Source organism: Methylosinus sp. (assembly GCF_036560965.1).
GTDB lineage: Bacteria > Pseudomonadota > Alphaproteobacteria > Rhizobiales > Beijerinckiaceae > Methylosinus.
This window is the reverse complement of sequence record NZ_DATBQF010000021.1, coordinates 21,244-42,016: the sequence shown is the minus strand read 5'-3', so window position 1 is coordinate 42,016 and position 20,773 is coordinate 21,244. Positions and strand designations below refer to the sequence as shown.

Here is a 20,773-nt window from a genome sequence, read left to right as displayed (position 1 = left end):
GCCGTAGCTTCGACCTGTCCGATATATAGGCGGATCGACCGCCGAGGAGCAAGTCGAAACCGCACGAGACCCTCAGTCCTCCGAGCGCCATTTCCCGGAACGCCGCCCGCATCGTAATTTCGCCAAAATCTGCTATAGCTGCCCCCACCTGCCGCGCCCGACGGCGCCCCCCGCTCGAGGATCGACGCCCGAATGCAAGTCGAAACAGACGCCGCCAATTTCAGCTCCTCCGCCATGCTCGACGATCAGTCGCTGCTCGCCGACATCCGTTTGCTCGGGCGCCTGCTCGGCGACACGGTGCGCGAGCAGGAGGGCGTCGCCGCCTTCGAGCGCATCGAGACGATCCGCCGCCTCTCCGTCGCCGTCAGCCGCAACGGCGACATGGAGGCCGACGACAAGCTCGAGGCGCTGCTGCGCTCGCTCTCGGCCAGCGAGGCCGTCACCGTCATCCGCGCCTTCAGCTATTTCTCGCATCTCGCCAATATCGCCGAGGATCTGCATCCGCTGCAGGGCGACGAGGCGTCTGGCGCGCCGAGCCTCGCCAACACATTCGCGCATTTGCGCAAGGCTTCGATCGGCCCCGGCAAGGTGGCGCAGGTGCTCTCCAACGGCTGGGTGTCGCCGGTGCTCACCGCCCATCCGACGGAAGTGCGGCGGAAAAGCCTGCTCGACGCCGAGCACGCCATCTCCGCTCTGCTCGAGGCGCGCCCGCATGCGCGCAGCAAGGCGGAGCTCGCCCGCAACGAGCTGCAATTGCGCGCCCGCGTCTCGCAGCTCTGGCAGACCGAGCTGCTGCGGCAGGCGCGGCTCACCGTGCGCGACGAGATCGCCAATACGCTGAGCTATTATCGCAGCACGTTCCTGCGCCAGATTCCGCTGCTCTACGCCGACATCGAGGAGCGCCTGGGCGGCCTGCGCATTCCGCCCTTCCTGCGCATGGGCACATGGGTCGGCGGCGACCGCGACGGCAATCCCAATGTGCGCGCCGATTCGCTCGCCAATGCGCTGCGCATGCAGGGCGAGACGGCGCTGCGCTTCTATCTCTCCGAGGTCCATGAGCTCGGCGCCGAGCTGTCGATCTCACGCCGCTACGCCGGTTGCAGCCAGGCGCTGGAGGCGCTCGCCGCGCGCTCGGGCGACGACAATCCGCATCGCGACGACGAGCCTTATCGGCGCGCGCTGATCGGCGTCTACGCCCGCCTCGCGGCGACGCTGGAAATGCTGACCGGCCAGCAGGCGCAGCGCCATGCGAGGGCGCCCGGCGCGCCCTACCCCGACGCGCGCGCCTTCCTCGCCGATCTCGAGATCGTCGACGATTCGCTGCGCTGCCATCATAGCGAGGTGATTGCGACGCAGCGCCTCGAGCCGCTGATCCGGGCGGCGGAAGTCTTCGGCTTCCATCTCGCCACCGTCGATTTACGCCAGAGCTCTGACCGCCATGAGGAGACCATCGCCGCGCTGCTGCGCGAGGCCCGCGTCGCGCCGGACTACGCCGCCCTCACCGAGGAGGAGAAGCGCGCGCTGCTGATGCGCCTGCTCGGCGACCCGCGGCCGGTGCGGCTCGTCGACGCCTCCTATTCGGAGGATGTGGCGAGCGAGCTGGCGATCTTCGAGCGCGCGGCGGAGATGCGCAAGACCTATGGCCACGAGTCGATCCGCCATTACATCGTCAGCCATACGGAGACGGTGAGCGATCTGCTCGAGGTGCTGCTGCTGCAAAAGGAATGCGGCATGATGCGCGGCACGCTCGACCCGCGTGATTTGAGCGTCGTCGCCGCCGATCTCATCATCGTGCCTTTGTTCGAGACGATCGGCGATCTGCGCAACGCCGCCGTCATCATGCGCGAGTTCTACGCCCTGCCCGGCATCGTCAAGCTCGTCACCAATTCGGGCGCGCAGCAGGACATCATGCTGGGCTACTCCGACAGCAACAAGGACGGCGGCATTCTCGCGAGCATTTGGGAGCTCTATCGCGCCTCCACCGCGCTCGCGGACTTTTTCTCGGGCCTGCCGTCGATCGCCATGCGCCTCTTTCACGGCCGCGGCGGCACTGTGGGACGCGGCGGCGGACCGAGCTATGACGCTATTCTGGCGCAGCCGCCGGGCACGGTGAACGGGCAAATCCGCCTCACCGAGCAAGGCGAGGTGATCGCCGCCAAATACGCCAATCCGCAGATCGGCCGCATCAATCTCGAGCTGCTCGTCGCCGCGACGCTGGAGGCGACGCTGCTCTCGCACAGCAAGGCGCCGCCGCCGGAATTCCTCGAGGTCGCCGAGCAGCTCGCGCAATGGGGCATGGACGCCTATCGCGGCCTCGTCTACGAGACGCCCGACTTCGTCGATTATTTCTTCGCCTCGACGCCGATCTCCGAGATCGCCACGCTCAACATCGGCTCGCGGCCGGCCTCGCGCAAGCCGTCGCGCAAGATCGAGGATTTGCGCGCCATTCCATGGAGCTTCTCCTGGGGCCAGGCGCGCCTCGCCCTGCCCGGCTGGTACGGCTTCGGCGCCGCGATCAAACGCTTCCTCGAGGGCGACGACGGAACGAAGCTCGAGCTGCTGCGGCGCATGTATCGCGAATGGCCCTTCTTCCGCACGCTGCTCTCCAATATCGACATGATCCTCTCCAAGACCGATCTCTCGATCGCGCGCCACTATGCGGGCCTCGTGCAGGACCACGCGCTCGCCGACCGCATCTATGGGGAGATCGAGGCGGAATGGAGCAGAGCCAACGCCGCGCTGGCCGATCTCACCGGATCGAGCCAGCGGCTCGCCGACAATCCGGCGCTGGCGCGCTCGCTGCATCATCGCTTCCCCTATATCGCGCCGCTCAACTATCTGCAGGTGGAGCTCATTCGCCGCTTCCGCGGCGGCCAGACCGGCGACGACATTCGCCAGGGCATATTGATGTCGATCAATGGCGTCGCCGCGGGACTGCGCAACACGGGGTGAACAGAAGACGGCGACATTGCGGCGCTGTCGTCAAACCGTCATGCGCCTCACCCATTAGGGGTTCCGATCCAGCTGGAACGGAACCGCAATGTCACCTCTTCTCTCGCGCGTCAGCCCACTCGCGCTCCTGGCCTCTCTCTCGATCTCCTCCGCCGTCGTCGCCGCGGACGTCAATGTCCCGGCCAATACGACGGTCTCCGGCCAGAAGACATTCGGCGGGACCGACAAGGTCACGGTGGGCGCGGGCGGCAGGCTCACCTCCACCGCAAATCCGACGCTGAACCAGACATCGGCCTCGACCGGCGTCCTCATCGACAATTTCGGCACGATCGAATCGACCGGAACAGGCGCGCGCGCGATCCGCTTCAACAGCGGAACCACGATGAGCTTCACGCTCACCAATGAGGCGGGCGCGACGATCCAATCGCAGAATGACGCGTTGCAGGTCGGAACGGCCGTCGCCTCGGGGACGATCGTCGTCAACAATAGCGGGCTGATCCAGGCGACGGGCACGGGCTCGAACAATGGCCAGGCGATCGACTTCGGCAATATCGTCGCCGGAACGGCGTCGATCACCATAAACAATTTCGCGACCGGCGTGCTGCAGACCGCCGACGCCGACGGCATACGCCCCGGCAACAAAGCCACGGTGAATAATTACGGCCAGATCATCTCCAATAATTTCCAGACCAACAGCGGCGCCGACGGCATCGACTTCCAGACGAGCACGGGCGGAACGGTCAATAATTACGCCGGCGGCCTGATCTCGGGCGGGCGCCACGGAATCAACATCAGCTACGATCCGACGGCCAATGCGACGACCTCCTCGATCACCGTCATCAATTACGCCGGCGGGCAGATCATCGGCCGCAATGGCTCGGGCGTCGGCTCCGATGTCGGCGGGACGGTGATCAATTACGGCCTCATCTCGGGCGATATCGACAATATCGCCGGCGTCGCCAATGGCGACGGCGATGGCGTCGATATCGATTACATCGGCAACATCACCAATTACGGCACGATCCGCGGCACAGGCGCCAAGGGCGTCGGCTCCGACGGCAAGACCAACACCAGCCAGGGCGTCGCCATCGGCGGCGGCGTCATCGACAATAAGGCCGGCGCGACGATCATCGGCCAAGCGGACGGCATTCTCGTCGACAATAGCTCGGAAGGGCCGGCCTTCGGCGCGGTGACGATCACCAACGCCGGCGCGATCCAGGGAACGACGCGCTACGGCATTTACGTCAACAGCACGCTGAGCAACACGATCACCAATTCCGGAACCATCACCGGCGGCGGCGGACAGGCGATCGTCTTCGGCTCCGGCGACGACACGCTGAACATTCGCACCGGCTCGGTCATCAACGGCACGGTGGACGGCGGCGCCGGAAACGACCGCGTCTCGCTCTCTGGAACGGGAAGCTTCGCGGGCGCGATCAATTTCGAGACGCTGAGCGTCGACGATGGCGTGTGGACGCTCACCGGAACGCAGAGCTATTCGAGCGGCGTCACCGTCGCGAGCGGCGCCGAGCTCGTCGCTTCGGGCGCGATCGGCAATCTCGTCGCCATCGCCGCGGGCGGGCGTCTGTCCGGCTCGGGAACGCTCGGCGCGCTCGATCTTTCCGGCGTCGTCTCGCCCGGCTCGGGCGCCGGCGCGATCTCGACGCTCTCCATCACCGGCAACGCCACTTTCCGCTCGGGCTCGGTCTATCAGGTGAACGCCGACGCCGCCGGCGCGGCGGATAAGATCATCGTCGGCGGAACGGCGACGCTCGGCGGCTCTGTGCAGGTCACCGCCGCCTCCGGCAATTACGCTCCGGCCACCACTTATTCGATCGTGCAGGCGACGGGCGGCGTCAGCGGCTCCTTCGCATCGGTCTCCGCCGATCTCGCGTTTCTGACGCCTTCGCTCTCCTACAACGCCAACAACGCTTTTCTGACGCTCTCGCGCAATGGCGTGTTCTTCCAGAGCGTCGCGGCCAATCGCAATCAGCGCGCCGTCGCCGCGGCGCTCGACACGACGCCGACGGCGAGCCCGCTGTTCCTCGCCGTCGTCGGCAAATCGGCGGCCGGCGCGCGCGCGGCTTTCGACGGCCTCTCCGGCGAAGGCGTCGCCGGCGCGTTGAATGTCGGCCTCGAATCGAACCGCCTGTTCGGCTCGACGCTCTCCGACGCCGGACAATTCTGGCGCACGGGTGAGACGCGCGACCCCAATGGGATCACAGTGCTTTCGTCGCCGGCGCTCTCCTACGCCTCGCTCGCGACGAAGAAGGGCCCGATCGACCCGCGCCCGACGCAGGAGCCCGCGCATCTCTGGCGCATCTGGCTCTCGGGTTTCGGGCAGAGCGCGCGCATCGGCGGCGATGCGACGCTGGGCTCGGCGACGCAGCAGGCGAGCCTCGGCGGCGGCGCCATCGGCCTCGATGCGGCGTTGCTGCCCAATCTCCTGCTCGGCCTCGCGGGCGGCTACAGCGCCGGCGGAGCGACAACCAATCTGCGCTCGACGCATGTCGACACGCATGGCTGGCACATCGGCGGCTATGGGGTCTACACCTTCGATCCCAACTATATTTCCGCCTCGCTGAGCTTCTCGGATTTCGACAATTATTCGCGGCGCACGATCTTCGGCGTCGGAACGGGAGAGACGGCGAACGGAAATTTCGAGAGCCGCGTGCTGCGCGCGCGCGTCGAGGTCGGCCGAGACGTCGAGCTTCTCGATCTCCGCGTCACGCCTTTCGCGGCGGTCGAGACGGCGCATGTTTGGACGGACGGCTTCAGCGAGACGACGGCCCTCGTCCCGGGCGTCCCCGGCCTCGGCGGGCTGACTTTCGCGGCGCGCGAAACCGACTCTCTGCCCGTCTATTTCGGCGCAAGGCTTCGTCGCAGCATCGCGCTCGAAGGCGGCGGCCGGCTGACGCCCGATCTGTCGATCGCCTATGTGCATGAATTCGAGCCGGCGCGCGATCTGACGGCGACTTTCGGCTCGGCCTCGTCGGCCGCATTCACCATAGCGGGCGCGCGTCCCGACTCCAATTTCGTGCAGGCCAAAGCCGGCCTGCGCCTCGACATGAGCGCCTCTGTCGCCATATTCGCCTCTTTCGAAGGCGAATATGGCGGACACACGCAATCCTATGCGGGCAAAGGCGGCGTCAAGATCGTCTGGTGACGCCGCCCCGTCGATCTCACGCGCTCTGCGACGTCGATGTCGTCTGACCGCCCTGCTGCTGGGCGACGAGGTCCTTCAACAAGGCTTCGACGCTCGATTGCGCGGCGCTCGTGTCGCCGCTCTTGGCGGCGGTGATCAGCGTCTTCAAATCGTCGACGATCGTCGAAGACGAAGAGTCGGTCGAGGACGACGTATCGGTCGAGGTCGAGGCGTTGGTCGACGACAAGAGCGAATTGAGATCGCTCTCGAGACTGGTCGCGGAGCTCTTCTGCGTCGTCGCATCGCCCGACTGCACGGCGTTGAGCAGCGTCGCGAGATCGGAGACGAAGGACGAGGATGTCGAATCCGAACTGCTCGAGGAAGACGGCGGCGGAGGCGGCGGGGGCGCCTTCAAATGGCTCTCGATCTTGGTCGCGGTCGATTGCGCGGTGGTGGTGTCGCCGGACTGCACCGCCGAGATCAACGTCTGCAGATCGGAGAGGAAGCCCGACTTGCCGTCCGAGGACGACGCGGAGGACGCGCTCGACGAGTCCGACGTCGTCGAGGACTGCTGCAGCAGGCTCTGCAGGCTCGAGGCGGCGGTCTTGGCCGTCGCCGTGTCGCCGGAATCGACCGCCTTCAGCAGGCTCGCGACCGTCGAGGCGAAACTGGAATCCGAAGACGAGCCGTCGGTCTGATCGGTGGCGCTGGTCGATTGCGAATCGCTCGCAAACAGCAGCGCCGCGAGTTGGCCGGAGCCGGCGCTGCGGAAATCGATCGCCGAGGTCGAATCGACGGCGCTGGTCTGCGTCGTCGAGGTCGAGTTGGTCGACGACGCCGCGCTCGCGGCTGTCGCCGCTGTCGTGTCGTCGACGTCTTTCGTATGCCGGGTATGGTGATGAGCCGCGGTCTGAACCGCGCTGGAGGCGAGACTCGATATGGACATTCTGCGTTTCCCCGAAGGACGAGCGGACGCGCGCGACTGTCCGCTTGGGGGCTTACGCAAAGCTTACCGACAGCCTTCGCCCCGAGGCTATATCGAGCGGAAATACTTGTAAATTCGAGCAATTGCGCCCCATATCCGAAGCGTATCGAAATATTTCTGTAATATATGCGCTACGCTCCACTTTCGTCACGCGCGGCGAGCTTACGCTCCCAATCCAGCGCCTGCCGCACGATCGTCTCCAGATCGTCGTGACGCGGCGTCCAGCCGAGCCTGGCGCGGATACGGTCATTGGCGGCGACGATCGCCGCCGGATCGCCCGGCCGACGACCGGCGAATTCGACCGGGAAATCGACGCCGGAGACGCGCTTGACCGTCTCGATCACCTCGAGCACCGAAAAGCCATGCGCATAGCCGCAATTGCAGACGAGGCTCTCGCCGCCCCCGCGCAGATGGCGCAATGCGTCGAGATGGGCGCGGGCGAGATCGGTGACATGGATATAGTCGCGCAGACAGGTGCCGTCGGGCGTCGGGTAATCGGTCCCGAACACTTGCATGCCGGGACGCAGCCCCAGCGCCGCCTGCACGGCGACCTTGATGAGATGCGTGGCCTTGGGCGTCGACTGGCCGGAGCGGCCTTCGGGGTCGGCGCCGGCGACATTGAAGTAGCGCAGCGCTACATAGGCGAGGTCATGCGCGCGCGAGACGTCCTCGAGCATCCACTCGACCATAAGCTTGGAGCGGCCATAGGGCGAGACCGGCTTCAGGCTCTCGTCCTCGGTCACCGGATTGTGCTCGGGGTCGCCATAGACGGCCGCGGTCGACGAGAAGATGAAACGCTTCACGCCCGCGGCCACGGCGCTGGCCAGCAGAGCCCGCGCTTTCGCCGTATTGTTCGAATAATAGCCGAGCGGATCGGCGACGGACTCGGGAACCACGATCTTGGCGGCGAAATGAATGATCGACTGGACATCATGCCGCGCGAAAATATCGCGCAGCAGCGCCTCGTCGCCGAAATCGCCGATGATGAGCGGAACCTGCTCGGGAACCGCCCAGCGAAACCCTGTGGAGAGATCGTCGAGCACGACGACGCTCTCGCCGGCGTCGAGCAGCGCGAGCGTCATATGGCTTCCGATATAGCCGGCGCCGCCGGTCACGAGAATGGTCATTCCGCGTTCTTCCTGCTGAAGACGTCCTCACGGGAAATTAACGGGCAATGGTTAAGGACGAATCCTGGTCCGGCATGGGCTAGGCGGTCTTTCGCCGTTGCGGGATGTTCTCGGAAAATCGGCTTCGACCTTTCCGAAAAGCTGCCCGGGCGACGCCGTCTCGCGCCCGGGCCACACTCGCTCGAAATGGACTAATCATGAGCAAACGCATTCGCAAGGCTATATTTCCCGTTGCCGGCCTCGGCACGCGCTTCCTTCCGGCGACCAAAGCCGTGCCCAAGGAGATGCTCACCATCGTCGATCGCCCCGTGCTCCAGCATGTGGTGGACGAGGCGCGCGAAGCCGGCATCGAGCATTTCATTTTCGTGACCGGGCGCAACAAGGGCGTCATCGAGGATCATTTCGACATCGCCTATGAGCTCGAGGACACGCTGAAGAAGCGCGGCAAGATCAAGGAATATGACGCGCTGATCGCCGATCTGCCGCCCGCCGGCGCCGCCAGCTTCACCCGCCAGCAGGCGCCGCTCGGCCTCGGCCACGCCGTCTGGTGCGCCCGCGAGATCGTCGGCGACGAGCCCTTCGCCGTGCTGCTGCCGGATATGGTGACGCTCGGCAATGGGCCGCAGAAGAGCCGCTGCCTCGCCCAGGCCGTCGCGGCCTATGAGACGCATGGCGGCAATGTCATCGCCGTGGAGGAAGTGCCGCCAGAGGAGACGCATCAATATGGCGTCGTCTCGGTCGGCAAGGATTTCGGCGCGAGCTTCGAGATCACCGGCATGGTGGAGAAGCCGCCGCGCGGAACCGCGCCGAGCAATCTGATGATCTCGGGGCGTTATATTCTGCAGCCGGAGATTTTCGACATTCTGGCCAAGGGCGAGAAGGGCGCGGGAGGCGAGATTCAGCTCACCGACGGCATGGTGACGCTCGGCGCCTCGCAGGCCTTCCATGGCGTGCGCTTCGACGGCAAGACCTATGACACCGGATCGAAGCTGGGCTTTCTGGCGGCCAATCTGGCCTTCGGCCTGGCGCGGCCGGATATCGCCGAGGGGCTGAAAGCGGAGATCGCCAAGCTGCTCGGCTGAGCGGAGAGGCCCCCTCCCCGGCTTCGCGAGGCAAGCTCGGCGTTTCATCGCGCCGCGTCGAAAGACGCCGCGCGGCCGACGCGGAGTCGGCTTGCGCCGTCGCAGGGAGATCATGCGAGGTGGCCGAAAGAACGCGCCGAAGCCGGGCCGCCTCGAAGCGCGCGTGAGACAGCGCAGTTTTACCTTTTCTGCGGCGAGCTTGGCTCTGTCGCCTTGATATCCGCATTTTCTAGTGCAACTATTGCATTGAATTTCGAGGCCGCGCCGTGCCGACGTTGAAACAATTCGGTTCGGTCTCCATCCGCATGTCCGCCGACGATCACAGCCCGCCGCATTTTCACATTGTCTCGCCGACGTTCGAGGTCTTGGTCACGCTCGACGGCCTCGAGGTCATCGCAGGCCGAGCGAAACCCGCACAGATCGGCCGTTGGAGTGGGCGCGGCGGAACGGAGACGAGCTCGCAGCCGAATGGGCGCGGCTCAACGAACGGGGTTGAACATGCCGAGAAAGGTTTTGCCGCGCATCGTGGTCGTGAAGGCCGATAGCCGCAAACCGTGGACGCTGCGGCTCGAATGGAGCAACGGCGTGTCGAGCAGCGTCGATGTGTCCGGCCACATCGGCGCGTACAAGCTCTACCAGCCGCTCCGCCAAGCTCCAGAATTGTTCCGAGCGGTTCGGCTCGGCGACCTCGGGACCGATATCGTCTGGTCCGACGAGATCGATATGAGCGCGAGCACCCTTTGGCGGCTCGCGCAGGAACAGGCCGGCGCCACAATGTCGGCCGGCGAGTTCAAGAGCTGGCGCGAACGGCGGGCTTACACGCTGGACACGGCGGCTCGAGCCCTCGGGATCGGCCGGCGGACGGTCTCCTACTACGAGCAAGGCGAGAAGCCGATTCCGCGCGTCGTCGCGCTCGCGACCCGCGCGCTGGACGCGGACAGCCAGAGCCTATCGCGGCAGAAGATCGAGACGAGGGCGGAAGGCGCCGCCCGTACGAAACAGCGCGCGCCAAAAGCCGCAGCGCGGAAGGAGGCGTGAAAAGCCGCGCCCGGCCGGCGGCCTTTCTGAAACGATCACGCCGAAAGGAGCGCCCCCGAGAACAGCTTACGCCTTGCGCTTGGAGCGCAGGCGGATGATCACGTCGCAGCCGACGATCTCCATGCCCTCGGGCGGCGCGGGGAGCTTGGCGAATTCGACGGAGCCGTCCACCACGTCGAACATGCGCTTGCTCACCTCGTCCATGAAATGGTGATGCGGCGCGGTGCGCGTGTGGAAATAGGTGCGCGGGCCCTGCACGGCGATCTCTCGCAACAGGCCGGCGTCGGCGAATTGGTTGAGCGTGTTATAGACCGTGGAGAGCGACATCTGCAGCCCGGCCTCGCGCGCTTCGGCGTGAAGCGCCTCGGCGCTCACATGGCGGTCGCCATTGCCATAGAGCAGCTTGCTGAGCGATATGCGCTGCGAGGTGGGGCGAAGGCCGGCGGCGCGCAGCTTGGCCTTAAGCTCTTGCTCGTCCTTGATGGGGATCGCCTTCTTTCCGAGCTGGATCGGCGAACGAAAACTCGTAATCATGGGTTGATGCGTCATTTCCGTTCCGCCTTGGGTCCTGTCCTGTTCGCGGCTCCTTGTGGAAGTCGAGACATGTCAATTGAAAACGCAGCGCAGCGAAGTGTCAAACAAAATGGCCAAAAGTGTAAAGATTCCAAAGAATGCCCAAGCTCGCGGGCAAAAATGAGACAAGGTTTCGGCAACGCTCGCGCCAGTCGCCGCGATACGTCCAAAACATTGCCGGCCGTTTTCCTACTCTTTGTCCTGACGGCTTTTTTCGGTCCTTTCGCCGCCGCGCAGGAAAGCGCTGCGGGGTCTGACCTCGGCCATTTCCTGCAACGATTATGGCCCGCGGCGCAGGACGCCGGCGTCTCGCGCGAGATTTTCGATTCTGCGGTCGCCGGGCTGACGCCGGAGCCAGGATTGCTGCGGCGCCCACAGGCTCAAGCCGAATTCACCATTTCCATTCCCTCCTATGTCGCCGGCGCGGCGACGCCGGCGCGCGTCGCGCAGGGGCGCGCGCTCGCGGGCTCGCTCGCCGAGCCGCTGGCGACGATCGAGCGGCGCAGCGGCGTTCCCTCGGAAATCGCGCTCGCCATATTGGGTGTGGAAAGCAATTTCGGTTCCGCGACCGGCGGCGCGGACACGCTGCGCGTGCTGGCGACGCTGGCCTACGCCGGTCATAGGGGCGCGATCTTCTCGGATGAATTCGTCGCCGCGCTGGTCATGCTGCAGAGGGGCGACGTCACGCGCGCGCGGCTGCGCGGCTCCTGGGCGGGCGCCATGGGCCAGCCGCAGTTTCTCCCTTCGGCCTATCTGAAATATGCGACGCGCTACGCGGGCGACGCGGCGCCCGACATTTGGACCAACCGACTCGATTCGCTCGCCTCCGTCGCCAATTTCCTGAAATTCTCCGGCTGGGACCCGCGCCTGCCCTGGGGTCTCGAGGTCGTGCTGCCCAAGGATTTCGACTACGCCGCCTTCGACCTCGATTTCTCGCAATGGCGAGCGCTGGGCCTGGCGCCGGCCGCGGGCGGAGCGCTGCCGGCGAGCGGGCCGGCGAGCCTCTATCTTCCGGCCGGCGCGGCAGGGCCGGCCTTTCTCATCACCGATAATTTCGAGGTGATCCGCAAATACAACACCTCCGACGCCTATGCGCTGGCGATCGGCCTGCTCGCCGACCGAATCGCCGGACGACGCGCGCCCATCGCGCCTTGGCCGAAGAAAGTCGCGGCCCTGTCGACCGCCGATTGCAAGGAATTGCAGAGCCTGCTCACCGCGCGCGGATTCTATCGCGGCGCGATCGACGGTAAGCTCGGCCGCACCAGCCGCAACGCCGTGCATGCTTTTCAGCTGAGCGAAGGCGTGCAGCCGGCGGATGGTTTCGCGACGAAGGAGGCGCTGGCGAGGCTCCGACGCTGACCCCTCCGGCGGCGCAGCGGCGACACCGGGCGCGAGACGCTGTCGCTGCTGACTTCGGCGTGAGAAATGAGCTATCTGTGACTCCAAAGAGGCGTCGAGCCGCCCTCATGCGCGAGACAGGCTCCGCTTCCCTGGAGAATCACAAGTGACGAGCGATCATATTCTGTATCTGGTGATCGCGGCCTCGTGGATGCAATCGGCGGCGGCTGTGGCGTCCGCCTATTCGAAGACGATGATCCGGCTGCGGATCGCATCCACGATCGCGAATTTTCTCGGAGTCGTCGTCGGCGCGACGAGCGGCAACATCGCCGTCTTGAGCCGCCACATCGTGCTGTTTCCGCTCGACCTCATCCGTCTGCGCGAGATGCGCAAGCTGGTGGCGAGCGTCAAGCGCGCCGCAGACGGCGAGTTGAAGGTCGAATGGCTGAAGCCCTTCATGCACCCGTGCAGCGTGAAGGCGGGCGCCGTCCTGTTTCGCAAAGGAGAAGAGGCCGACCGCGCCTATATGCTGATCGAAGGCGAGATCGAGCTCTCGGAAATGGGAATCGGTCTACGGCCGGGAACGCTGTTCGGCGAAATGGCGCTGTTCACCGAGGAAGGCGTGCGCACGGCGACGGCGCGCGCGCTCGCCGATTGCCGGCTCCTGTCGATCTCCTACGAGGAGTTCGAGCAGCTCTATTTCCAGAACCCGCAGTTCGGACTCTATCTCGTTCGGCTGATCGTCCGGCGCCTTCACGCGAACGCGCAGCAGATCGAAGCGCAGCAGCTCGAAGCCTTGGCCAGTCCCCGAACGACGGAAGACGTTCGCGCCTGAGCCGAAGGGCTTTTGCGTCACGACGTCGCGACGCCCGCGGCTATTTCGCGGCGAGCTTCTGCACGGCCTGCAACGGCACGTCGTCGAGGCCGGCGCCGCCATGGGCGACATGATCGATGATGCCGGCGCGCATGCGCGGGTCCCAGAACTTCTTCAGATGCTCGGCCGTGCCGGCGACCGCGTCCGAATGTCTTTGCGCGGCGAAGAACTGGCCGATCTGATTGGCCATTTTGACGAGCCGGTCGGCCGAATTATGCGACATGGGTCGAGACCTGTTCCAGAATGCGTTCGGGGTGGGTGAAGATTTCAAAGTCGCGGCCGCGCACGACCGCGACCAATGTCATGCCACATTTTTCCGCCGTGCGCACCGCCAGAGCCGTCGGCGCGGAGACGGCGGCGATGATCGGCGCGCCGATGCGGGCGGCCTTTTGGACGAGCTCGACGGAGATGCGGCTCGTCATCAGCACGACGCCGGTCGAAGCGGAAACGCCCTGCCGCGCCAGCGCGCCGGCGAGCTTGTCCAGCGCATTGTGACGGCCGACGTCCTCGCGCACGACCAGCACGTCCGACTCGGGCCCCCAGAAGGCGGCGGCGTGGACGGCGCGCGTCTCGCGATTGAGCGTTTGCGCGCCCGGCAGGCGATCCATGGCAGCGATGAGCGCCGTCGACGACACGCGCAACGCATTGTCGAGAACCGGCAGCGGACGGCTCGCCTGCTCGAGGCTCTCGATGCCGCAGAGGCCGCAGCCGGTCGGCCCCGCCATGGAGCGCTTGCGCGCGGCATAGACCTCCTGGCGCCCACCGGCGAGCCAGCTGCGCAGCTCTATGCCGGCCTCCGAGGACACGATCTCGAATTCGCCGGCCTCGGCGATCGAATCGATCAGGCCTTCGGTGAGCGCGAAGCCCAGCGAAAAATCCTCGAGATCGGCTGGCGTCGCCATCATCACGGCATGCGTCGAGCCGCCATAGGTGAAGGCGATGGGGGTCTCTTCGGGGATGATGCGGGAGCCGTCCGACGCAACGTCGTCGCGCCGTGCGATGCACGGAACGCGAAGGCTGGCGGCGGGGAGGTCCTCGTTCATCCAGAATCCATCTCCAGCGCGAGCTCCTTCTCCCGCTTGCGGGAGAAGGTGACCCGGCGCAGCCGGGTCGGATGAGGGACCGTGACGTCGACCCACCACGTCGAACGCCGGCGGCGTCCAAACAATTGCAATGCGTCGAGCGCCCTCATCCGACCCCGCTTCGCGGGGCCACCTTCTCCCGCCATGCGGGAGAAGGAGTTGCGCACGACGATTCGGCCTAGGCTTACTCCGCCGCCGTCGCGATGCGACGGGCGTTCTCGGAAAGCTCGCGATATTGCTCCTGCCACTCGGTCGGACCGTTGGAGGGCGAGATCTGCACCGCCGTCACCTTATATTCGGGGCAATTGGTCGCCCAATCCGAATTGTCGGTGGTGACCACATTCGCCTGCGAGAGCGGGTGATGGAAGGTGGTGTAGACGACGCCCGGCGCCATGCGGTCGGTGACCTTGGCGTGCAGCGTGATCTCGCCGGCGCGGCTGGCGATGCGCACCCAATCCCCGTCGCACACGCCGCGCAGCTCGGCGTCGTGCGGATGGATCTCGAGCACATCCTCCTCGTGCCAACGGCTGTTCTCGGTGCGCCGCGTCTGCGCGCCGACATTGTATTGCGACAGAATGCGGCCCGTCGTCAGCAGCAGCGGGAAGCGCGGCCCGGTCTTCTCGTCGGTCGGGACATATTCGGTGATGACGAATTTGCCCTTGCCGCGCGTGAAGCCCTCGATATGCATGATCGGCATGCCTTCCGGCGACGCGTCATTGCACGGCCATTGCACCGAGCCGACCTCGTCGAGCATCGCATAGGAGACGTTCTTGAACGTCGGCGTCAGCCGCGCGACCTCGTCCATGATCTCGCTGGGATGCGAATAGTTCCAGTCGAGGCCGAAGGCCTTGGCGAGCATTTGGGTGATCTCCCAATCGCCATAGCCGTTCTTCGGGCTCATCACCTTGCGGATGCGCTGGATGCGGCGCTCGGCGTTGGTGAAGGTGCCGTCCTTCTCGAGGAAGCTCGCGCCCGGCAGGAACACATGAGCGTAATGCGCCGTCTCGTTCAGGAAGAGATCCTGCACGATGACGCATTCCATCGCCTCGAGCGCGCGGCTGACATGCTTCGTGTCCGGATCGGACTGGAGAATGTCCTCGCCCTGGCAATAGAGGCCCTTGAACTCGCCGGCGATCGCCGCGTCGAACATATTGGGGATGCGCAGGCCCGGCTCATTGTCGAGTTCGACGCCCCAGGCCTCCTCGAAGGAATGGCGCGCCGCCTCGTTGGAGATGTGGCGATAGCCGGGCAGCTCATGCGGGAAGGAGCCCATGTCGCAGGAGCCCTGCACATTGTTCTGCCCGCGCAACGGATTCACGCCCACGCCGCGGCGGCCGAGATTGCCGGTCGCCATTGCGAGATTGGCGATGGCCATGACGGTCGTCGAGCCCTGGCTGTGCTCGGTGACGCCGAGACCGTAATAAATGGCCGCGCGGCCGCCGGTGGCGTAGAGCCGCGCCGCTGCGCGAATCTCATCCGCCGGAACGCCGGAGAGCTTCTCGACTTCCTCGGGGCTGTTGCGCTCCTCGGAGACGAAAGCCGCCCAATCCTGGAACTCGTCCCAATCGCAACGCTCGCGCACGAAGGCTTCATTGACGAGGCCCTCCTTCACGATCACATGCGCCAGCGCCGTGACGATCGCGACATTGGCGCCGGGCTTCAGCGCCAGATGATAATCCGCCTCGATGTGAGGCGAGCGCACCAGATCGATGCGGCGCGGATCGACGACGATGAGCTTGGCGCCCTCGCGCAGGCGCTTCTTCATGCGCGAGCCGAACACCGGATGCGCGTCGGTCGGATTGGCGCCGATGACGAGGATCACGTCGCTATCGTCGACCGAGTCGAAGTCCTGCGTGCCGGCCGAGGTGCCGAAGGCCTGATTGAGGCCATAGCCGGTCGGCGAATGGCAGACGCGCGCGCAAGTGTCGGTGTTGTTGTTGCCGAAGCCGGCGCGGGTCAGCTTCTGGACGAGATAGGTCTCCTCATTCGAGCAACGCGAGGAGGTGATCACGCCGACCGAGCGCTTGCCGTATTTCTCCTGAATGGCCTTGAAGCGATCGGCCGCGAAGGCGATGGCCTCCTCCCAGGACACGACGCGCCACGGATCGGTCGCCTTGTCGCGGATCATCGGCGAGGTGATGCGCTCCTTGTGCAGCGCATAGCCATAGGCGAAGCGGCCCTTGATGCAGCTGTGGCCGTGATTGGCCTTGCCGTCCTTCCACGGAACCATGCGGACGATCTCCTCGCCGCGCATCTCCGCCTTGAAGGTGCAGCCGACGCCGCAATAGGCGCAGGTGGTGACTTCCGAATGCTCCGGCTGGCCGATGGCGATGACCGATTTCTCGGTCAAGGTCGCGGTCGGGCAGGCCTGCACGCAGGCGCCGCAGGACACGCATTCCGAATCCATGAAGGCCTCGGCCATGCCGGGCGAGACGCGGCTGTCGAAGCCGCGGCCGTCGATCGTCAGCGCGAAAGTGCCTTGAGTCTCCTCGCAGGCGCGCACGCAACGATTGCAGACGATGCATTTCGACGGGTCATAGGTGAAGTAAGGGTTCGACTCGTCCTTCGGCATCCACTCGAAATTGGCCTTGCCGTCCTTGCGGGCGAACACGTGATTGGCGCCGTCATAGCCGTAGCGCACGTCGCGCAGGCCGACCGCGCCCGCCATCGTCTGCAGCTCGCAATCGCCATTCGCGGCGCAGGTCAGGCAGTCGAGCGGATGATCCGAGATATAGAGCTCCATCACGCCGCGGCGGATGGACTTGAGACGCGGCGTCTGCGTATGGACGCTCATGCCCGGCAGCACCGGCGTGGTGCAGGAGGCCGGCGTGCCGAAGCGGCCGTCGATCTCGACGACGCACAGGCGGCAGGAGCCGAAGGCCTTCAGTGCATCGGTCGCGCAGAGCTTCGGAATCTCGGTCCCGAGATCCATCGCCGCGCGCATGATCGACGTGCCTTCCGGCACGGTGACGGATACGCCGTCGATCGTCAGCGTGACGTCTTTTTCGGACTTCGAGGCGGGCGTGCCGTAATCGGTGTCTTTGACGAGTGTCATGGCTGTGCTCCTCACTCGGCGGCGGCGGGAAGCGTCGCTTTGCGGAAATCTTCCGGATAATGACGAAGAGCGCTCTCGACAGGATAGGGGGCGAAACCTCCGAGCGCGCAGAGGGAGCCGAATTTCATCGTGTTGCAGAGATCGGACAGAAGCTCGATATTCGCATCCACATCGACGCCTTCGACGATTCTGTCGATCGTCTCGACGCCGCGTGTGGAGCCGATGCGGCAGGGCGTGCATTTGCCGCAGCTCTCGATCGCGCAGAACTCCATGCCGAAGCGCGCCATCTGCGCCATGTCGACCGTGTCGTCGAACACGACCAGGCCGCCGTGGCCGATGAGGCTGTCGTATTTCTGGAACGCCTCATAGTCGAAGGGCATGTGGAACAGCGACGGGGGCACATAGGCGCCGAGCGGGCCGCCGCATTGCACGGCGCGCACCGGCCGGCCGGTCAGCGTGCCGCCGCCGATGTCGTTGACGATCTCGCCGAGCGTCAGGCCGAAGGGCGTCTCATAGAGGCCGCCGAATTTCACATTGCCGGCGATCTGCAGCGGCATGGTGCCGCGCGAGCGGCCGACGCCGAAGGAGGCGTAATAGTCGCCGCCCTTGGCGAGAATGGCCGGAGCGGTGGCGAGAGTCAGCACATTGTTGACGACCGTCGGCCGGCTCATGAAGCCGACATGCGCCGGCAGCGGCGGCTTGGCGCGCACGATGCCGCGATGGCCCTCGAGGCTCTCGAGCAGCGAGGTCTCCTCGCCGCAGACATAGGCGCCGGCGCCGATGCGCAACTCGATGTCGAAGGCGAAGCCGGAGCCGCGCACATCGGGACCGAGCCAGCCGGCCTTGCGCGCCGCCGTGAGCGCCTCGGTCAGCACCTCGGCGCATTGCGGATATTCGGCGCGCAGATAGATGAAGCCCTTGCTCGCGCCGATGGCGTAGCCGCAGATCGTCATGCCCTCGATGAGGACGAAGGGATCGCCCTCCATCACCATGCGATCGGCGAAAGTGCCGCTGTCGCCCTCGTCGGCGTTGGTGACGACATAGCGGCGATCGGCCGGAGCGTCGGCGACCGTCTTCCATTTGATGCCGGCCGGGAAGCCGGCGCCGCCGCGGCCGCGCAGGCCGGATTTGGTCACTTCGGCGATCGTCGCCGCCGGGCCGATCTCGAAGGCCTTGGCGAGCCCCTGCCCGCCGCCATGGGCGACGTAATCGTCGAGGTCGACCGGATCGATGATTCCGACGCGCTCGAACGTCACGCGCGTCTGCTTGGCCCAATAGGGATGCTCCTCGACCTTGCCGATCGAGAGCGGATGCGCCCCGCCCGTCAGGAAGCCGGCGTCGAACAGCGACGGAACATCGGAGGGTTTCACATTGCCGTAGCCGATGCGCCCTTCCGGCGTCTCGACCTCGACCAGAGGCTCCAGCCACAGCAGGCCGCGCGAGCCGTTGCGGATGATCTGGATCGACTCGCCGCGGGCGGCGGCCTCTTTCTCGATCGCCGCGAGGACGCGCTTGGCGCCCACCGCGAGCGCGGCCATGTCGCGGGGAACATAGATCTTGGTCATGACCTTTGCGCCTCCGACGCCAGCTCGTCCAGAATTTCGGCGTCGACGCGGCCGATCGGCTCGCCGTCATAGAGCGCGCCGGGGCTGTGGGCGCACAGACCGAGGCAATAGATCGCCTCGACGGTCAGCGAGCCGTCATTGGCGGTCCCGCCCCATTCGAGCTTCAGGCGCTCGAGGAAATCCTTGGCGATCTTCTCCGACCCCATGGACTGGCAGGACTCCGCCCGGCACAGCTTCAGCACATGGCGGCCGGCCGGCGCGCGGCGAAAATCATGGTAGAAGCTGACGACGCCATGCATCTCGGCCCGGGAGACGTTCAGCGCCTGCGCGATCTGCGGCACCGCCGCCTCGGGCACATAGCCGAACTCCTCTTGGATCGCATGAAGAATAGGCAGGCCGGGACCCTCGAGCCCGAGATGGGCGTCGATGATTTCCTGGGCCCGCGCCTCGTTCCACGGAACTGCGCCAGACATTTCTTCCCCGTCCTTATAGAGCGGACCATCAAGGGCGATGGCCGCCCATTTTAGGTAATTGCCCCAACACTGCCGCAAAACGCCGGCGGGATCAATAATCTGGAACGGTTATATGATAGGCGAATCCTATAGATCGCCAACTCCCGGATTCCGCGCGAGCTTCTTTGCCTCGGCCACCAGCGCGGCCACTTGCGGAATGGTCGGCTCGCGGTGCGGAACGACCAATCCGATCTCGTGAACGGCCTCGGGCTCGACAATGGGGATCGAGCGCAATGGGGCGGCGACGCGCAGCGAGTCGACCAGCTTTTCGGGTAGGATGGTGGCCCAACGCCCTGTCTTCACATGGGCGAAGAGAACGATGACCGAATTCGATTCGAGCGCGGGCTCGGGCTCGCCGCCGGCGTCACGGATCAGCCGCTCGACGATTCGGCGATTCTGCATGTCGGGGGTGAGCAGGCAGAGCGGAATGCGGCCGACCTCCGCCCAGGTCACCTTGTCGCGATTGCCGAGCGGATTGTCGGCGGCGGTCAGCAGACGATAGCGCTCGGAGAACAGCGGCACCGTCCGCACGCGCCCCAAAGGCTCGTTGTCGAGATAGGTGAGGCCGGCGTCGATCTCGAGATTGTCCAGCATCGACAATATCTCGGTCGAGGAGCTGGTGAGGATGGTGAAGCGCACATTGGGGTGCTTCTCACGGAAGGGCGTGGTCAGCGACGGGACCATGGTCAGCGCCGTGGGAATGGCGGCGATCTTGAGCTGGCCGCCCAGCCCCTCCTTCAGCGTGCGCACCTCGAGACGCATCGCCCGCGTGTCGGCGACGATTCGCTTGGCCCATTCCAGCACGCGCTCGCCCTCGGCGGTGAGGCTGTGGAAGCGCGAGGAGCGATTGACGAGCAGGACGCCGAGACTGTCCTCGAGCTGCTTGATCCCGGCAGAGAGCGTCGGCTGCGTCACGCCGCACAATTCCGCGGCGCGGGAGAAGCTGCGCTCCTTGGCGACGGTGATGAAGAATTCCAGCTTGTCGATCACTTGGGGCCCGCTCTCCCGCCGCGCCCTCGAAGAACAAGAATGGGGACGCTCTCGCGACCATATACCGAAAGGCCTGGCCCGGCGAAATCATCGCACGAAAGAGGGACGCCAGCGTCCGCCCGAGCGACCGGCGCGTGCGGCGCGCGCCGGCCTATTGTCTCCATGCGCGATATTCTGCGGCAGTTCCATCTGCGACAGCACAGACGCCGAACAGGGGCTGACCATTCTGCCGCCATGCGCAAGACGATGATCGATACCGCGCCCCTCACGGGCGCGGATCTGTCAGACCGTGACTCCGATGCGCATCCCAGACGCAATGCGCCTCACGCCCCCCACGGGTAATTACCGAATTGGAATAAAAAACGGATAATAATACATTTTACGTGGATTAAACCGCTGGCGCGCTCGCCCGACCGGAGACATGCCGACCCAAGAGGGAATTCAACATGAATTCT

Annotated in this window: 16 protein-coding genes; 7 read left to right on the top strand and 9 right to left on the bottom strand. The window is 65.5% G+C overall.

Features of this window, described 5'->3' with window-relative positions; all coding sequences use genetic code 11:
- Window positions 1-192 precede the first annotated feature (192 nt).
- Both ppc and VIF40_RS07380 read left to right on the top strand, forming a co-directional pair.
- Window positions 193-2,952, top strand: coding sequence for a phosphoenolpyruvate carboxylase (ppc, locus tag VIF40_RS07385; protein WP_331936887.1), 2,760 nt, complete (start codon window positions 193-195; stop codon window positions 2,950-2,952).
- Between the two features lie 88 nt (window positions 2,953-3,040).
- A complete protein-coding gene (locus VIF40_RS07380; RefSeq protein WP_331936886.1) occupies window positions 3,041-6,118 on the top strand; it encodes an autotransporter outer membrane beta-barrel domain-containing protein in 3,078 nt (1,025 codons plus the stop codon).
- 16 nt (window positions 6,119-6,134) lie between these two features.
- Here the strand turns inward: VIF40_RS07380 and VIF40_RS07375 are convergent, their stop codons facing one another.
- Together VIF40_RS07375 and galE are read right to left on the bottom strand one after the other, a co-directional pair.
- The gene (locus VIF40_RS07375) at window positions 6,135-7,043 is read right to left on the bottom strand and encodes a hypothetical protein (protein ID WP_331936885.1); all 909 of its coding nucleotides are present in this window, start codon (window positions 7,041-7,043) and stop codon (window positions 6,135-6,137) included.
- A 170-nt stretch (window positions 7,044-7,213) separates the two neighbouring features.
- Window positions 7,214-8,209, bottom strand: coding sequence for a UDP-glucose 4-epimerase GalE (gene galE, locus VIF40_RS07370; RefSeq protein ID WP_331936884.1), 996 nt, complete (start codon window positions 8,207-8,209; stop codon window positions 7,214-7,216).
- A 197-nt stretch (window positions 8,210-8,406) separates the two neighbouring features.
- Between galE and VIF40_RS07365 the strand changes: the two genes are divergently transcribed.
- The 3 genes from VIF40_RS07365 to VIF40_RS07355 all read left to right on the top strand — a co-directional run bounded on the left by VIF40_RS07365 (window position 8,407) and on the right by VIF40_RS07355 (window position 10,329).
- Complete coding sequence (locus tag VIF40_RS07365) at window positions 8,407-9,291, top strand: UTP--glucose-1-phosphate uridylyltransferase (protein WP_331936883.1); 885 nt, start codon at window positions 8,407-8,409, stop codon at window positions 9,289-9,291.
- Window positions 9,292-9,557: 266 nt separating this feature from the next.
- On the top strand, window positions 9,558-9,836 hold the full coding sequence (locus VIF40_RS07360) for a DUF4160 domain-containing protein (protein WP_331936882.1): 279 nt from the start codon (window positions 9,558-9,560) through the stop codon (window positions 9,834-9,836).
- Window positions 9,790-10,329 (top strand): helix-turn-helix domain-containing protein, encoded by a 540-nt coding sequence (locus tag VIF40_RS07355; protein ID WP_331936881.1) that lies wholly within the window; start codon window positions 9,790-9,792, stop codon window positions 10,327-10,329. The genes VIF40_RS07360 and VIF40_RS07355 overlap by 47 nt, the downstream gene beginning before the upstream one ends.
- Before the next feature lie 66 nt (window positions 10,330-10,395).
- Here VIF40_RS07355 and irrA read toward each other — a convergent pair whose 3' ends face one another.
- Window positions 10,396-10,878 carry an iron response transcriptional regulator IrrA gene (gene irrA / locus VIF40_RS07350; RefSeq protein ID WP_331936880.1) on the bottom strand — a complete coding sequence of 161 codons (483 nt, stop codon included), beginning with the start codon at window positions 10,876-10,878 and terminating at the stop codon, window positions 10,396-10,398.
- 198 nt (window positions 10,879-11,076) lie between these two features.
- Here irrA and VIF40_RS07345 point away from each other — a divergent pair, with 198 nt between their 5' ends.
- Window positions 11,077-12,261, top strand: a complete 1,185-nt coding sequence (locus VIF40_RS07345; protein ID WP_331936879.1) for a lytic murein transglycosylase — start codon at window positions 11,077-11,079, stop codon at window positions 12,259-12,261.
- 145 nt (window positions 12,262-12,406) lie between these two features.
- Window positions 12,407-13,075, top strand: a complete 669-nt coding sequence (locus VIF40_RS07340; protein WP_331936878.1) for a cyclic nucleotide-binding domain-containing protein — start codon at window positions 12,407-12,409, stop codon at window positions 13,073-13,075.
- 40 nt (window positions 13,076-13,115) lie between these two features.
- Here VIF40_RS07340 and VIF40_RS07335 read toward each other — a convergent pair whose 3' ends face one another.
- The 6 genes from VIF40_RS07335 to VIF40_RS07310 form a co-directional block, all read right to left on the bottom strand.
- Window positions 13,116-13,337 carry a formate dehydrogenase subunit delta gene (locus tag VIF40_RS07335; RefSeq protein WP_331936877.1) on the bottom strand — a complete coding sequence of 74 codons (222 nt, stop codon included), beginning with the start codon at window positions 13,335-13,337 and terminating at the stop codon, window positions 13,116-13,118.
- Window positions 13,327-14,157: a formate dehydrogenase accessory sulfurtransferase FdhD gene (fdhD, locus tag VIF40_RS07330; RefSeq protein WP_331936876.1), complete on the bottom strand. Its 831-nt coding sequence runs from the start codon at window positions 14,155-14,157 to the stop codon at window positions 13,327-13,329. The genes VIF40_RS07335 and fdhD overlap by 11 nt, the downstream gene beginning before the upstream one ends.
- Window positions 14,158-14,380: 223 nt before the next feature.
- Window positions 14,381-17,251 carry a formate dehydrogenase subunit alpha gene (fdhF, locus tag VIF40_RS07325; protein WP_331936875.1) on the bottom strand — a complete coding sequence of 957 codons (2,871 nt, stop codon included), beginning with the start codon at window positions 17,249-17,251 and terminating at the stop codon, window positions 14,381-14,383.
- A gap of 11 nt (window positions 17,252-17,262) precedes the next feature.
- On the bottom strand, window positions 17,263-18,816 hold the full coding sequence (locus VIF40_RS07320) for a formate dehydrogenase beta subunit (RefSeq protein WP_331936874.1): 1,554 nt from the start codon (window positions 18,814-18,816) through the stop codon (window positions 17,263-17,265).
- The gene (locus tag VIF40_RS07315; protein WP_331936873.1) at window positions 18,813-19,289 is read right to left on the bottom strand and encodes a formate dehydrogenase subunit gamma; all 477 of its coding nucleotides are present in this window, start codon (window positions 19,287-19,289) and stop codon (window positions 18,813-18,815) included. The genes VIF40_RS07320 and VIF40_RS07315 overlap by 4 nt, the downstream gene beginning before the upstream one ends.
- A gap of 126 nt (window positions 19,290-19,415) precedes the next feature.
- Complete coding sequence (locus VIF40_RS07310; protein WP_331936872.1) at window positions 19,416-20,318, bottom strand: LysR family transcriptional regulator; 903 nt, start codon at window positions 20,316-20,318, stop codon at window positions 19,416-19,418.
- Window positions 20,319-20,773 lie beyond the last annotated feature (455 nt).

Coding starts and splice junctions, on each gene's coding strand:
- VIF40_RS07320 (WP_331936874.1), bottom strand. CDS start 18,816: ATGACCAAGATCTATGTTCCCCGCGACATGGCCGCGCTCGCGGTGGGC.
- VIF40_RS07375 (WP_331936885.1), bottom strand. CDS start 7,043: ATGTCCATATCGAGTCTCGCCTCCAGCGCGGTTCAGACCGCGGCTCAT.
- VIF40_RS07365 (WP_331936883.1), top strand. CDS start 8,407: ATGAGCAAACGCATTCGCAAGGCTATATTTCCCGTTGCCGGCCTCGGC.
- irrA (WP_331936880.1), bottom strand. CDS start 10,878: ATGACGCATCAACCCATGATTACGAGTTTTCGTTCGCCGATCCAGCTC.
- galE (WP_331936884.1), bottom strand. CDS start 8,209: ATGACCATTCTCGTGACCGGCGGCGCCGGCTATATCGGAAGCCATATG.
- VIF40_RS07315 (WP_331936873.1), bottom strand. CDS start 19,289: ATGTCTGGCGCAGTTCCGTGGAACGAGGCGCGGGCCCAGGAAATCATC.
- VIF40_RS07335 (WP_331936877.1), bottom strand. CDS start 13,337: ATGTCGCATAATTCGGCCGACCGGCTCGTCAAAATGGCCAATCAGATC.
- VIF40_RS07380 (WP_331936886.1), top strand. CDS start 3,041: ATGTCACCTCTTCTCTCGCGCGTCAGCCCACTCGCGCTCCTGGCCTCT.
- fdhF (WP_331936875.1), bottom strand. CDS start 17,251: ATGACACTCGTCAAAGACACCGATTACGGCACGCCCGCCTCGAAGTCC.
- ppc (WP_331936887.1), top strand. CDS start 193: ATGCAAGTCGAAACAGACGCCGCCAATTTCAGCTCCTCCGCCATGCTC.
- fdhD (WP_331936876.1), bottom strand. CDS start 14,157: ATGAACGAGGACCTCCCCGCCGCCAGCCTTCGCGTTCCGTGCATCGCA.
- VIF40_RS07355 (WP_331936881.1), top strand. CDS start 9,790: ATGCCGAGAAAGGTTTTGCCGCGCATCGTGGTCGTGAAGGCCGATAGC.